This is a genomic window from Lentzea chajnantorensis, from assembly GCF_054300775.1.
Genome location: NZ_JBSDZT010000002.1, coordinates 3,208,881 through 3,221,745, shown reverse-complemented (window position 1 = coordinate 3,221,745; position 12,865 = coordinate 3,208,881). Strand labels below are relative to the sequence as shown.

General features: G+C 70.7%; 17 protein-coding genes and 1 riboswitch. Of the genes, 8 read left to right on the top strand and 9 right to left on the bottom strand.

The genetic code is table 11. The features are described 5' to 3' along the window. Nucleotides 1-17 precede the first annotated feature (17 nt). From ACVDFE_RS16590 to ACVDFE_RS16575, 4 genes are all read left to right on the top strand, one after another. A complete protein-coding gene (locus tag ACVDFE_RS16590) occupies nt 18-395 on the top strand; it encodes a DUF3224 domain-containing protein (RefSeq protein ID WP_360392403.1) in 378 nt (125 codons plus the stop codon). Between the two features lie 114 nt (nt 396-509). Continuing rightward, nucleotides 510-1,058 (top strand): maleylpyruvate isomerase family mycothiol-dependent enzyme, encoded by a 549-nt coding sequence (locus ACVDFE_RS16585; protein ID WP_458430957.1) that lies wholly within the window; start codon nt 510-512, stop codon nt 1,056-1,058. 9 nt (nt 1,059-1,067) lie between these two features. Beyond that, nucleotides 1,068-1,673, top strand: coding sequence for a class I SAM-dependent methyltransferase (locus ACVDFE_RS16580; RefSeq protein WP_458430956.1), 606 nt, complete (start codon nt 1,068-1,070; stop codon nt 1,671-1,673). Nucleotides 1,674-1,685: 12 nt separating this feature from the next. Continuing rightward, entirely contained in the window at nt 1,686-1,868 is a 183-nt protein-coding gene (locus ACVDFE_RS16575; protein ID WP_360392411.1) for a hypothetical protein, read from the top strand. 45 nt (nt 1,869-1,913) lie between these two features. Here the strand turns inward: ACVDFE_RS16575 and gcvP are convergent, their stop codons facing one another. The 7 genes from gcvP to ACVDFE_RS16540 form a co-directional block, all read right to left on the bottom strand. Then, nucleotides 1,914-4,805 (bottom strand): aminomethyl-transferring glycine dehydrogenase, encoded by a 2,892-nt coding sequence (gene gcvP / locus ACVDFE_RS16570; protein WP_458430955.1) that lies wholly within the window; start codon nt 4,803-4,805, stop codon nt 1,914-1,916. 150 nt (nt 4,806-4,955) lie between these two features. Next, nucleotides 4,956-5,051: riboswitch (glycine riboswitch) on the bottom strand. A gap of 98 nt (nt 5,052-5,149) precedes the next feature. After that, entirely contained in the window at nt 5,150-5,716 is a 567-nt protein-coding gene (locus ACVDFE_RS16565) for a MerR family transcriptional regulator (RefSeq protein ID WP_360392417.1), read from the bottom strand. Nucleotides 5,717-6,022: 306 nt separating this feature from the next. Then, nucleotides 6,023-6,496 (bottom strand): bifunctional nuclease family protein, encoded by a 474-nt coding sequence (locus tag ACVDFE_RS16560; RefSeq protein WP_030468959.1) that lies wholly within the window; start codon nt 6,494-6,496, stop codon nt 6,023-6,025. Between the two features lie 424 nt (nt 6,497-6,920). Next, nucleotides 6,921-7,379: a glycogen accumulation regulator GarA gene (gene garA, locus ACVDFE_RS16555; RefSeq protein ID WP_360392419.1), complete on the bottom strand. Its 459-nt coding sequence runs from the start codon at nt 7,377-7,379 to the stop codon at nt 6,921-6,923. Between the two features lie 113 nt (nt 7,380-7,492). Further along, complete coding sequence (gene gcvH, locus ACVDFE_RS16550) at nt 7,493-7,876, bottom strand: glycine cleavage system protein GcvH (RefSeq protein WP_360392422.1); 384 nt, start codon at nt 7,874-7,876, stop codon at nt 7,493-7,495. Between the two features lie 42 nt (nt 7,877-7,918). After that, nucleotides 7,919-8,500 carry a CDP-alcohol phosphatidyltransferase family protein gene (locus ACVDFE_RS16545; protein ID WP_360392425.1) on the bottom strand — a complete coding sequence of 194 codons (582 nt, stop codon included), beginning with the start codon at nt 8,498-8,500 and terminating at the stop codon, nt 7,919-7,921. A gap of 123 nt (nt 8,501-8,623) precedes the next feature. Then, on the bottom strand, nt 8,624-8,827 hold the full coding sequence (locus ACVDFE_RS16540) for a hypothetical protein (protein ID WP_360392427.1): 204 nt from the start codon (nt 8,825-8,827) through the stop codon (nt 8,624-8,626). A 253-nt stretch (nt 8,828-9,080) separates the two neighbouring features. On the opposite strand from ACVDFE_RS16540, the gene ACVDFE_RS16535 reads away from it, so the two are divergent. Together ACVDFE_RS16535 and ACVDFE_RS16530 are read left to right on the top strand one after the other, a co-directional pair. Beyond that, nucleotides 9,081-9,749, top strand: a complete 669-nt coding sequence (locus tag ACVDFE_RS16535) for an ANTAR domain-containing protein (protein WP_458430954.1) — start codon at nt 9,081-9,083, stop codon at nt 9,747-9,749. A 147-nt stretch (nt 9,750-9,896) separates the two neighbouring features. After that, a complete protein-coding gene (locus tag ACVDFE_RS16530; protein ID WP_360392432.1) occupies nt 9,897-10,247 on the top strand; it encodes an STAS domain-containing protein in 351 nt (116 codons plus the stop codon). 80 nt (nt 10,248-10,327) lie between these two features. Here ACVDFE_RS16530 and ACVDFE_RS16525 read toward each other — a convergent pair whose 3' ends face one another. Then, the gene (locus tag ACVDFE_RS16525; RefSeq protein WP_360392435.1) at nt 10,328-11,011 is read right to left on the bottom strand and encodes an ATP-binding protein; all 684 of its coding nucleotides are present in this window, start codon (nt 11,009-11,011) and stop codon (nt 10,328-10,330) included. A gap of 146 nt (nt 11,012-11,157) precedes the next feature. Between ACVDFE_RS16525 and ACVDFE_RS16520 the strand changes: the two genes are divergently transcribed. After that, nucleotides 11,158-11,568 (top strand): ATP-binding protein, encoded by a 411-nt coding sequence (locus ACVDFE_RS16520; RefSeq protein ID WP_458430953.1) that lies wholly within the window; start codon nt 11,158-11,160, stop codon nt 11,566-11,568. Between the two features lie 137 nt (nt 11,569-11,705). Beyond that, nucleotides 11,706-12,437 carry a SigB/SigF/SigG family RNA polymerase sigma factor gene (locus ACVDFE_RS16515; protein WP_360392696.1) on the top strand — a complete coding sequence of 244 codons (732 nt, stop codon included), beginning with the start codon at nt 11,706-11,708 and terminating at the stop codon, nt 12,435-12,437. Between the two features lie 113 nt (nt 12,438-12,550). Here ACVDFE_RS16515 and ACVDFE_RS16510 read toward each other — a convergent pair whose 3' ends face one another. Continuing rightward, nucleotides 12,551-12,847 carry a WhiB family transcriptional regulator gene (locus ACVDFE_RS16510; protein WP_360392440.1) on the bottom strand — a complete coding sequence of 99 codons (297 nt, stop codon included), beginning with the start codon at nt 12,845-12,847 and terminating at the stop codon, nt 12,551-12,553. Nucleotides 12,848-12,865 lie beyond the last annotated feature (18 nt).

Sequence of the window (12,865 nt, the reverse complement as noted above, 5' to 3'; positions counted from 1 at the left end):
CCAGCAGGGTGGGGTCCATGAAGGCAACCGGAACCATCGAAGTGAAGAGCTGGGACGAGAAGACCTGGGACGGCCGGTCCTACCGGGACGTCGAGGGCCGCAAGCTCACCGAGGCGCACGTCCAGTTCGGGTACGCGGGCGACATCAGCGGTACGGGCAGCTGCCGGTACCTCATGTACTACGGCGACGACGTGGCGTGGACGACCGCGATCGAGGAGGTCACCACGGACGAGGGCACGCTGGTGCTGCGGCACGTCGGCGCCTACCGGTCCGCTGTGGAGGGGTCGATCGAGGTCGTCGACGGCACCGGGCGGTTCCTCGGCGCGAAAGGTGCGGTGACCGTGGACTGGGCGGAGGATGGCAGCGGCACCTACGCGCTGGAGTACGAGGTCTGAGCCCATGACCAACGCCCCCGTCTACGACGCCGCCCAGCAGCGCATCACCGAGCTGGTGCGCGGCCGGGACCCGCAGACGCCCGTCGCGGCGACCCCCGGCTGGTCGGTCAAGACGTGGTGGCGCACCTGGCCGGCGGTCTGCGCGACTTCGCGGACCGCCGGTTCGACGGTGTCGAGTCCGGCGAGTGGGGTGAACGGCAGGTGCGCGACCGCCGCGGCAACTCGCTCGACGACGCCTTCGCCGAGTGGGACGCGAACCGGGAGCTGGCCGCTCCGCTCTTCGACACGCCCATGGGCTCGGTGCTGATCGCCGAGGTCGTGGCGCACGAACACGACCTGCGCGCCGCGCTGGGCGTGCCCGGCGACCGGGACCCGCAGGTGGTGCGTGCGGCGTTGACCCGGCCGTTGCAGCAGCTCGACCAGCGGATGCGGGAGAACGACGTGCCCGCGCTGCGGGTGGTGCTGGAGCACGGCGACCGCGTGCTCGGGCACGGCGAGCCGGAGGGGACGCTGCGCACGACGTCGTTCGAGCTGATGCGGGCCATCGGCGGGCGGCGGTCGGTGGACCAGATCAGGGCGATGGACTGGGACGGTGACCCGGACACGTGGATCTCGTCGCTGGCGTTGTCCGGAAGGCACCGCGCGGAGCCGTTCGAGGAGTAGGTTCCCGGCGTGACCGACTGGCTGGCAGACACCCGCGAGTCCTACGACACGGTCGCCGCCAGTTACGCCGACTACACGCGCGGCCTGCTGGACGGGATGCCGCACCTGCGGGCGGCGTTGCGGCTGTTCGCCGAGGAGGTGGACGGTCCCGTCGCCGACGTCGGCTGCGGCCCCGGCGACGTCACGGCGCTGCTGCACGGGCTCGGCGCGGACGCGTTCGGGATCGACCTCTCCCCCGCCATGGTCGCGCTCGCCCGGCGGAACCACCCCGGGCTGCGGTTCGAGGTCGGGTCGATGACCGACCCGCTCGGCGACCGGGTCGGCGGGGTGCTGGCCTGGTGGTCGCTGATCCACGTGCCGGACGAGCTGGTCCCGGTCGTGCTCGGGCACTTCCGGGACGCGCTGCGGCCGGGCGGGCTGCTGCAGCTGGGTTTCCACGTCGGCGACCGCACGAACTTGAAGACGCGGGGTTACGGCGGGCACCCGATGCGCGTGCACGTCCACCTGCGCCGGCCGGAGCGGGTGGCGGCGTGGCTGCGCGACGCCGGGTTCGCGGTCGAGGCGCAGTGGCTGCTCGGCGAGGACGGCGCGGTGCTGTTCGCCCGGCGCGGGTGAGACCATTCCACCGTGGCAGAGGAACAGACGTGCCAGCGGTGCGGTGAGGCCGTGGAGCTGGCCCCGGAGGACTTCGAGCTGTTCGAGCGGATGCACCCGGACTGCTTCCACTTCGCGTTCGAGCACGACCTCACCAGGCCGGGCATCACCGAGCAGGAGAACTGCGGCGACGAGACCTGTCCGGTCGGAGCGTGAGAGGAGGGGCGCACCCCTGGGTGCGCCCCTCCTCCGCGGTGTGGATCAGCTGCTGTAGGCCTCGAGGGGCGGGCAGGAGCAGACCAGGTTGCGGTCACCCTTCGCGCCGTCGATGCGGCGGACCGGCGGCCAGATCTTCGGAGCACCGGTACCGGCCGGGTACACGGCCTCCTCGCGGGTGTACGGGTGGTCCCACTCGCCGACGGTCACGCAGGCCGCGGTGTGCGGTGCGTTGCGCAGCGGGTTGTCCTCGACGGGCCACTCGCCGGCGCCGACGCGGTCGATCTCGCGCTTGATGGCGATCATGGCGTCGATGAACCGGTCGATCTCGGCCAGGTCCTCGGACTCGGTGGGCTCGACCATCAGGGTGCCGGCGACCGGGAACGACATGGTCGGGGCGTGCAGGCCGTAGTCGGCCAGGCGCTTCGCCACGTCGTCGACCGTCACGCCGGTGGCCTTGGTGATCGGGCGCAGGTCGAGGATGCACTCGTGGGCCACGAAGCCGCCCTCGCCGGTGTAGAGGACCGGGTAGTGCTCGTCCAGGCGGCGCGCCACGTAGTTCGCCGCGGCCACGGCGGTCAGGGTCGCGCGGCGCAGGCCGTCGCCGCCCATCATGCGCACGTACGCCCACGAGATCGGCAGGATCGACGCGGAACCCCACGGGGCCGCGGAGATCGGGCCCACGCCCGTCTCGGGGCCCGCGGTGGGCTGCAGCGGGTGGTTCGGCAGGAACGGGGCGAGGTGGGACTTCACGCCGATCGGGCCGACGCCGGGGCCGCCGCCGCCGTGCGGGATGCAGAACGTCTTGTGCAGGTTCAGGTGCGAGACGTCCGAGCCGAACTTGCCGTAGCGGGCCAGGCCGATCAGCGCGTTGAGGTTCGCGCCGTCGACGTACACCTGGCCGCCCGCGTCGTGGACCAGGCCGCAGACCTCGCGGACGGTGTCCTCGTACACGCCGTGGGTCGACGGGTAGGTGATCATGATCGCGGCCAGGTCGTCGGCGTGCTCGGCGACCGTGGTGCGCAGGTGGCCCATGTCGATGTTGCCCTTGTCGTCGCACTTCACGACGACGACGCGCATGCCGGCCATGACGGCGGACGCGGCGTTCGTGCCGTGCGCGGACGACGGGATCAGGCAGACGTCACGGGCGGAGTTGCCGTTGGCGCGGTGGTAGGCGCGGATCGCCAGCAGGCCGGCGAACTCGCCCTGCGAGCCGGCGTTCGGCTGCAGCGACACGGCGTCGTAGCCGGTGACCTCGGCCAGCCACGCCTCCAGGTCCGACACGATCGTCAGCAGGCCCTTCGCGTCCTCGACCGGCGCGAACGGGTGCAGCGTCGAGAACTCGGGCCAGGTGATGGACTCCATCTCCGCGGTCGCGTTCAGCTTCATCGTGCAGGAGCCGAGCGGGATCATGCTGCGGTCCAGCGCGACGTCCTTGTCGGACAGTGCGCGCAGGTAGCGCAGCAGCGCGGTCTCGGAGCGGTGCGCGTGGAACACCGGGTGGGTCAGGTAGTCCGAGGTGCGGCGCAGGTCCGACGGGATGCCGTCGGCGGTGTCGGTGTCGATCGCGTCCACATCGGACCCGGTCACGCCGAACGCCTCCCACACGGCGACGACGTGCGCGCGCGTGGTCTTCTCGTCGCAAGCGATTGCCACGACGTCGGCGTCCACGAGGCGCAGGTTGATGCCGAGCTCGCGGGCCTTGGCGACTACCTCGGCGGCACGGCCCTCGACGCGCACCTGCACGGTGTCGAAGAACTCGCCGTGCACGACGTCGAGACCGGCCTCGCACAGGCCCGTCGCGAGGACGGTGGCCAGGCGGTGCACGCGGGTCGCGATGGCGCGCAGGCCCTCGGGGCCGTGGTAGACCGCGTACATCGACGCGATCACGGCGAGCAGCACCTGCGCGGTGCAGATGTTCGAGGTCGCCTTCTCACGGCGGATGTGCTGCTCGCGGGTCTGCAGCGCCAGGCGGTAGGCCAGCGAGCCGTCAGCGTCGACGGAGACGCCGACGAGGCGGCCGGGCAGCTGGCGCTCCAGGCCGGAGCGGACGGCCATGTAGCCGGCGTGCGGGCCGCCGAAGCCGATCGGCACGCCGAAGCGCTGGGTGGTGCCGACGACGACGTCCGCGCCGATCTCACCGGGCGGGCGCAGCAGCGTCAGCGCCAGCAGGTCGGCGACGACGACGGCCTGCGCGCCGGCGGCGTGGATCTCCTCCACCAGCGCGGCCTGGTCGCGGACCACACCGGACGCACCGGGGTAGGACAGCAGCACGCCGAAGAAGTCACCGCCCAGGCCCAGGCCCTCGATGCCCTGCGACAGGTCGGCGACGACGACCTCGATGCCCAGCGGCTCGGCGCGGGTCTCGATCACGGCCAGCGTCTGCGGCAGCGTGTCGGCGTCCACGACGAACTTGTTCGACTTCGCCCTGCCCGCGCGGCGCACCAGGGTCATGGCCTCGGCGGCGGCGGTCGACTCGTCCAGCATGGACGCGTTGGCCATCGGCAGGCCGGTCAGGTCGCCGACCATCGTCTGGAAGTTCAGCAGCGCCTCCAGGCGGCCCTGCGAGATCTCCGGCTGGTACGGCGTGTACGCGGTGTACCAGGCGGGCGACTCCAGGACGTTGCGCAGGATCACGCCCGGCGTCACGGTGTCGTAGTAGCCCAGGCCGATCATCTGGGTCATCGGCCGGTTCTGGGAGGCGAGCGCGCGCAGCTCGGCCAGCGCCTCGGTCTCCGTGGCGGGCGCCGGCAGGTCCAGCACCAGGTCGCGCTCGTGGATGGACGAGGGCACCGCGTGCTGCGCCAGCTCCTCCAGCGATCCGACACCGATCACGTCGAGGATGCGGGCGAGCTCGGCGGGGCGCGGGCCGACGTGCCGGTCCGCGAACGGGGTGCCGTGCTCGAGAGCGGCGAGCGGAATGCGGTCCTGCGTCATCTAACGCCTCCGGGGGGCTGCGGGCACACGTGTCCTGGTGCCCTCCCCGCTCTGTCCGTACCCGGCATCGGGCGCCTGAGAGGTTCACCCGCCACGAGAGCGGGCTTTCACCGTCGGCGGGATCTCGAGAGATCCGCTTTCCAGAGGCGTCTCGCTCACGCGGTCCTGGGTGCCTGAGAGGTTCCCGGGGAGGAACTTGCTCCTTCGGCGCCGGGTGCAGCACCCGGTCTCTCCCGCCTGAGTTCAGCGACTACCCGTGAAGAGTACCCGCAGGCAGGCCCGCCAGTCCCCACCGACGCGACCTACGTCTCAGCGACGGGACCGGCTGAGCCGGCGACAGCGGGTCAGCCGGTGGCGCGCTCCCGGCGGCGGCGGGTCAGCTCGTCCTCGGTCATCGGCGCGATCTCCACGCCGTCCGCACGTTCGGCCGGGAACTCGTGGATGGTCCCGCTGATCTCCCGCATCGCACCGCTCACCGCGATGCCGAACACGCCCTGCCCGCCCTGGAGCAGGTCGACGACCTCCTCGGGGGAGGTGCACTCGTAGACGGTCGTGCCGTCGGAGAAGAGCGTGATCCGCGCCAGGTCCTGCACGCCGCGGCGGCGCAGGTGGTCGACGGCGACCCTGATGTTCTGCAGCGAGACCCCGGTGTCCAGCAGCCGCTTCACGACCTTCAGGACGAGGATGTCCTTGAAGGAGTAGAGCCGCTGGCTGCCGGAGCCGTGCGCCATCCGCACCGTCGGCGCGACCAGGCCGGTCCTGGCCCAGTAGTCGAGCTGCCGGTAGGTGATCCCGGCGATCTGGCACGCCGCGGGTCCCCGGTAGCCGACGAGTTCGTCCGGCAGCGAGGAGTCCGGGAACAGCTCACCCTGCTGCCCGGATTCGGCCCGCAAGGGCGCTTCCTCGACCACGCCTGCCTCCCCTCGCCAACGGCCACGAAAGTCGGGGCCGTCAAGCCGCCTGGTCCACTCGCGCAGACCGGCGACGTCCACTCGAGTTCGACGGTAAGACCGCTCCGAGGGCAGGTCAACGCGACGCGCGGGGAGTGTTGGCCCCCAACCTGAGGCGGGGGTCCGCACCGTCACCCGAACTAGGACGTTCAGGTGACGTTTAGTGATTGTTTAGCGGCCATGATGTGCGGAAAGTAGTCCGATCGAGGGACACCCCACCGATCGGCGCCGGGTCCGAACAAGACGGTCAGCGACAGTCGGGGGAACTCAGGTGTCGGCGCCCCGGAAGTCCTCGGGAGACACGGAGTCGAGGAACTCGCGGAACTTCTCGACCTCGTCCTCCTGCTCGTCCGGGATGATCAGACCGGCCTCCGCCAGCACGGACTCCTCCGCGTGGATCGGCACGCCGACGCGCAGTGCGAGGGCCACCGAGTCGGACGGGCGGGCGGACACGCGCACGTCGCCGTCGAACACGAGCTCGGCGAAGAACGTGCCCTCCTGCAGGTCGGTGATCCGCACCTGTTCGAGGTTGCGGCCCAGCGCCCCGATGACGTCCTTGAGCAGGTCGTGGGTGAGCGGGCGGGCCGGTCGCACGCCCTGCTGCTCCAGCGCGATCGCGGTGGCCTCGACCGAGCCGATCCAGATCGGCAGGTACCGCTCACCCTCGGTTTCGCGCAGCAGGAGGATCGGCTGGTTCTGGGGCAGCTCCACCCGGACGCCCACGACACGCATCTCGCTCATCGGGTCTCGCCTCCCTCTGACTCGTTGGGGAGTACCCGGAACGTCTCCGAGCATCCCCCGGCACACGCGTTCGACGCTACCCGCCAAGCGGGCCGTGTGCTCAATCGTTGCGGGCAGAACGTGATCAAGACGATGGCCGCTCGAACCCGCTCTTCCCCGCACCGGGTACAACGAGCGGAAGAGGCCGGCCGATTCCCGGAAAGCACGGCGAACCGGCAGGAGTTCCGCGCAAAGGCGGTCAGCGCACGAGTGCGTTCGGGCTCGACGCAGGAAAACTCCCGCGGAGCGCGGCGAACTGCTCAATGACGCAAAACAGTGGAGAAGACGGCAACAGCACTGCACGGTGGAACTCGGGGCGGAGCTGCGTGAGCACCGCCCCGACGCTCGTCATCCCGCAGACCCGGGACCGGCCGGTCCCAGGCCGTCAGGCTCCCGCGGAGCCGGGACCGGTCAGGAAGACCAGGCGGAACTTGCCGATCTGGACCTCGTCGCCGTTCGCGAGGACGGCCTGGTCGACCGGCTCGCGGTTGACGTAGGTGCCGTTGAGGCTGCCCACGTCGATCACGACGAACTCGCCGCCCTCCCGGCGGAACTCGGCGTGGCGGCGCGAGACCGTCACGTCGTCGAGGAAGATGTCGCTGTCGGGGTGGCGCCCCGCGCTCGTCGTGTCGCGGTCCAGCAGGAACCGCGAACCGGCGTTCGGGCCGCGCTTCACCACGAGCAGCGCGGAACCGGCGGGAAGGGCGTCGACACCGGCAACGGCCGGCTCCTGTGCGGGCGCCTCGGCGCCGCCTTCCATCTCCTGGAGGAAGTCCGCCCGGAAGACGGAGGTCCGCTCCGGGGACTGCTCCGGCGGAACGCCTGGGCCGTCGTTCGTGCTCACCTCAGCTCTCCTCCTGCTGCTGGGTCCGTCGTTTCCGGTAAAACCTATCGCGTTCGAGTCGCCCCCCGAGGAGCGGCTCCCCTTCCGGCCGAAGATCCGGCGAAAGATCGACGTCACTCCTTCTCCACCAACGCCTTGTACCCGTCGGCGTCCAAGAGCCCCTCGACCGCCTCGGGGTCGTTCAGGCGGAGCTCGACCATCCAGCCCTCGCCGTACGGGTCGGAGTTGATGGACTCCGGCGACTGCACCAGGGCGTCGTTGATCGCGACGACCTCACCGTCGAGCGGCGAGTAGAGGTCCGACACGCTCTTGGTGGACTCGACCTCGCCGAACGTGTCGCCGGCCGAGACGGTGTGGCCGACCTCGGGCAGCTGGACGAAGACCACGTCACCGAGTTGTTCCTGGGCGTAGTCGGTGATGCCGACGCGCACGGTGTTCTCACCTGTTGTGGCGACCCACTCGTGTTCCTCGGTGTAACGAAGCTCCTCGGGAATCAACTGACTGCGCTCCTCGTGCTGAACCTGTATGGGGTGATCTTTTCACGCGGCCTTTCCGGGAGTGACCCGCAGGGCCGAGAAGAACTGGTAGACGTACAAAAGCGCCGACCACAGGTACAGCGCTGCACCCCACGCGGTGAACGCGTAGGCGAACGGGAGTGCGAGCTGCGCCCACGCCGAGTCGCCCTGCGCGAGCAGCAGCAGGGGGAACGCGTACAGCAGGTTGAAGGTCGCGGCCTTGCCCAGGTAGGTGACCTCGAACGGGCCCCAGCCGCGCTGCCGCAGGACCAGCAGGCAGATGCCGACGACGACCTCGCGCCCGACCAGCACGAGTGCGATCCACAGCGGCACGATGTCCCTGACCACGAACGCCAGCAGCGTGCAGAACACGTAGAGGCGGTCGGCGGCCGGGTCGAGCAGCGCGCCCAGCCGGCTCATCTGGTTCAGCCAACGGGCGAGCTTGCCGTCCAGCCAGTCGGACAGGCCCGCGAAGACGAGGACGAGCAGCGCCCAGCCGTCGGCGCGGGGTCCGAGCAACAGGTACAGGAAGAGCGGAACACCGGCCAGCCGCAACACGCTGAGCAGGTTCGGAATCGTCAGCAGGCGATCAGCCGGGTCACGCACACCCGCACTCTAAACGAGTGGCCGCGCACGGGCTGCCGGATGGCGTCACGGCACGCGGTGCGGGTGGTCGCGGGAGCTGCGCGGCCGGTCGGGGGACGGGGCCCGGTGGGGTGGGGGGGGAGCTCAGGCCGTCCGGGTGAACGTCCAGCCGCGGCGCTGCATCTCGGCACCGGTGAGCGAGCACGGGCGACCGCGGTCGTCGCGGCCCACCCAGCGGGCGCGGAAACCCTCGAGCACGTACGCGTGACCCCGGCTCCACACCACGCTGCACGGCGCGGTGGGCAGCTGCTCGGCCGGCTGCGGCTCGGTCTCCATGGCGGTTCTCATCTCAGTCCCTCCGTGACATCAGGGATGTCGGCCACCGGGGCTCCGGCGTTATCCCTGTGAACGAATTCTGGCTGACTGTGGTTCAGAACACGTGTCCGTTCCGGGTCCGGAGCGTTAACTGGATCAAATGCCGCGCCGAGCTGTTCGGGGCCGAAGCGCGGCGGATGGCCACGTCGTTGCTCGCGCAACCGTTCGTCGTGCGCCGATGACCACCCATCTCGTCAGTCCGATCGGCGCGGCCTAACGTGTCCGCGTGGACCAGGTGAAATTCGGGCCGGAACTCCTCTCCCGGTTGCTCGACCACCTCGGCGCGCAGCTCGACGGCTGCCGCGGGGTGGGCCTGTCGGTGTGGCCCGACGGGGCGGTGCTGCGGGCGGTCGGCGTGGCGCAGGAACTGGACCGGGCGCAGGTGGAGGCCGGGGAGGGACCACTCGTCGACGCCTCCCGCGACGAGCGGCAGGTGACCGCCGAGCTGGACGGTCACCACGTGGTGGCGGTGCCGGGGAGCTGGGGTGACAGCGGACCGATAGTGCTGACGGTCTACCTGGACCACCCGGCTGGCATCGAGGACCTGAAGGTGGTCGAGGAGATCGAGCCGCTGCTCGCGACGGCGGCCGCGGTGGTGCAGTTCTGCGCCGGCGAGGTCCTGCGGGCCGACCAGATGGTGCGGATGGTGCAGCACCGGCGCTACATCGAGCAGGCCAAGGGGCTGCTGGTGGGTGCGCGGGGATGCCGGCCGGGCGAGGCGTTCGAGCTGCTCGTGCGGACCAGCCAGCACGCGAACGTGAAGCTCCGCGACGTCGCGGCGGCCCTGGTGCTCGTGGTCGGCGGGGACCTGGAGGACACTGGTGAGGACGTCACGGTGCCGCCGCGGACCGCCTATGACACCGCTCGCGAACTTTGGGCGGAGTTGCAGGTTTGAGTCTTCGGCGACCGGGGTACGGAAGCGGCGACCTGTCCTGTCGAGCGACCTCTCCCGTACGGTGATGTCGCAGCGGTTGAGCCAGCAGCCGCGTGGTGGGGACCGCTGCTGTGGCGGCTCCCCGTGGTCCGAGTAGGGAGAAGATCGGTGACTGTGCAGGACCCGCAGACCATTGAGCTGTCGGCCCGGCAGCCGTCCGACGGCGTCACGGTGCTCGCCGTGTCCGGCGAGGTGGACATGGTGTCCGCGCCGACGCTGCGCGACGCCCTCGTGAACGGCCTCACCGACGGTGGCACCTTCGTGGTGGACATGACCGGCGTGACGTTCCTGGGTTCCGCCGGACTCGCCGTGCTCGTCGAGGCGGCGCGGCTGGCCCCCCAGCGCAACGCGACCCTGAAGGTCGTGGCGACCAAGCGCGCGGTGACGCGTCCGCTGGAGGCCACCGGGCTGGGCGAGGTGCTCGCCGTGCACGACTCGGTGGACGCCGCCCTGAGCTGAGACCACCTGACCCGGGACGAACCCGGCCCGGGACGACTACGACGACTGCACGTGCCGGCCTGAGCCGAGACCCATCGGGCTCAGGGGGCTTGCGGGGCTTCCGGCACCACGGTGAGCCGGTTGCCCGCCGCGGCCAGCGCCGACGCGACCTCGGCCAGTGCGTGCGCGATGCCTTCGCGCCGCGGGCCGAGACCGCTCAGGTCGACGGTCAGCGGCACGGTGCCGCCGCGCGCGGCGGTGACCAGCCTCCGCCGCAACGACGGTCCCGCTTCGGCGGGCGCGTCACCGCGGACCACCGCCACCACGCCCGAGGAGGTCTCGTAGGCATGCACGTGGCAGTCGGGTGCGGTGTCGTACGTCGCGGGCACGGGCGACCGGGTCCTGCGCAGCCGCACGGTGGTGCCGTTCGGCGAGCGGTGGATCTCGACGTCGTCCACGCTCTCCCGCATGAGCAGGAGTCCCCTGCCGCGCGTGGTGAGCGCGGGTGGTGGCACGCGCCACCGGCCGTGGTCGATGACGTCCACCACGGTCGTGCCGTCGCTCTCGATGCGGGCGCGCACCTCGACCGTGCCGTGCTCGGAACCGGGGTAGGCGTGCTCGACGGAGTTGTTGACCGCTTCGCTCACCGCGAGGACGAGGTCGTCGGCCTCGTCGTCGGTGAACCCGCCGCCTCGCAACCAGTCACGCAGCCGGTGCCGAACGGGCCCGACCTCGTGTGCGTCCGCGGGGAAGCGGAGGGCCAGGAAGTCCTCTCGCACCAGCACGACTCTCCTCCCCTTGATCTCCTGCCTCCAGCAGGTGATTTCCCTGGGCACGGGGTCAGTACACGTGTGAAATGAGATCGGTTCGGGTAAGGCAGTGACATGCCGGCCCAGAGAGCCTTCAGAGCAGAACGGACTACGAGGTGGGTGTGACGCAATTGTCAGGGGTCGAACTGCGGATGGCAGTGGACCCGACGCAGCTCTCCATCGCGCGCGCGGTCGCCGCGGACATCGCGATGCGGCAGGACTTCGACCTCGACGCGATCGAGGACCTCAAGCTCGCGGTCGACGAGACGTGCTCCACGTTGATCACGCTCGCCGCCGACGACGCGGTCCTGAGCTGCCACTTCGCGGTCGACGCCGCGGGTGCGGTCCGGGTGAGCGCGAAGGTGTCGGCCAAGGCGGCAGCGGGCCCGGACGAGGGCAGCTTCGGCTGGCGCGTGCTGACCGCGCTGGTGGACTCGGTGGAGACTTCCGTGAAGGACGACGCCGCCGAGACCGAGGGGTTCGTGGTCCACATCGACCTCGTGAAGTCCTCGGCAGGGGCGGTGGATGAGTGACCGGCTCCGAAGAGGCGACCGCCACGGCCTCGGAGACCGCTGAGAACGCGCAGGGCACGGCGGCCACGACCGAGCCGGCCGAGGCCGCCGAGTCCTCGACCGGGTCGACGAGCGGCAAGGGTGGCGACTACGACCACCTGGCGCCGTTGTTCGCCGAGCTCGCCGCGACGCCCGCCGGCCCGAAGCGCGACACGTTGCGGGACCGGCTCGTCACCGAGCACCTCCCGGTCGCCCAGCACATCGCGCGCCGGTTCGGCCACCGCGGTGAGCCGCACGAGGACCTCGTGCAGGTGGCGACGGTCGGCCTGATCAACGCGGTCGACCGGTTCGACCCCGAGCGCGGCAGCGACTTCCTGTCGTTCGCGGTGCCCACGATCATGGGTGAGGTGCGGAAGTACTTCCGCGACTCGTCGTGGTCGGTGCGGATGCCGCGGCGGCTCAAGGAGCTGCACCTCGCGATCAACGCGGGCACCTCGCGGCTGTCGCAGTCGCTGGGTCGCGCGCCGACGCCGTCCGAGCTGGCCGAGCACCTGGGCCTGAGCCGCGAAGAGGTCCACGAGGGGCTGGCGGCCGGCAACGCCTACCAGAGCGCGTCCCTGGACGACATGCTGATGTCGGACGACTCGTCGATCTCCCTCGGGAACACGATCGGCGAGGAGGACCCGGAGATCGCGATGATCGAGCAGCGGGAGGCGTTGCACCCGCTGCTGCAGAAGCTGCCCGAGCGCGAGCGCAAGATCGTGATCATGCGGTTCTTCGGCAACATGACCCAGACGCAGATCGCGCAGAAGGTCGGCATCTCGCAGATGCACGTGTCGCGGCTGCTGGCGAAGACGCTGCGGCAGCTGCGCGACGTCCTGGAGGAATGACCGGTTACAGCTGTTGTTCCCACGGCCCCGCGTCCTCGTTCCGAAACGAGGGCGCGGGGTTTCGTCATCACTTGCCCCGGAAGACGCAAAGCAGACTTGCGGTCGCGGCGAAGCTAGGCGGCGCGGACACGGCGGCGGGCCGCCGAGATGATCTGACGGCGTTCGTCCTCGCCCATGCCACCCCACACGCCGTAGGGCTCCTGGGACTCGAGGGCGTGCGCACGGCACTGCGCGAGCACCGGGCAGTGCGAGCAGATGGCCTTGGCCTTCTCCTCACGCGCTGCCCTGGCGTACCCGCGCTCGTTGTCGGGGTGGAAGAAGATGGCGCTGTTCTGGCCGCGGCACAGCCCCTCCATCTGCCAGTCCCACACGTCGGTGACCGGTTTGGGCAGGCGGGTCGTGCAGGTCATCGCGACTCCCTAAGGCTG

Bases quoted from the DNA above. Each gene is read 5' to 3' on its own strand.
- ACVDFE_RS16590 (WP_360392403.1), top strand. From the start codon at position 18: ATGAAGGCAACCGGAACCATCGAAGTGAAGAGCTGGGACGAGAAGACC.
- gcvP (WP_458430955.1), bottom strand. From the start codon at position 4,805: ATGACGCAGGACCGCATTCCGCTCGCCGCTCTCGAGCACGGCACCCCG.
- ACVDFE_RS16560 (WP_030468959.1), bottom strand. From the start codon at position 6,496: ATGAGCGAGATGCGTGTCGTGGGCGTCCGGGTGGAGCTGCCCCAGAAC.
- ACVDFE_RS16540 (WP_360392427.1), bottom strand. From the start codon at position 8,827: ATGAGAACCGCCATGGAGACCGAGCCGCAGCCGGCCGAGCAGCTGCCC.
- ACVDFE_RS16510 (WP_360392440.1), bottom strand. From the start codon at position 12,847: ATGACCTGCACGACCCGCCTGCCCAAACCGGTCACCGACGTGTGGGAC.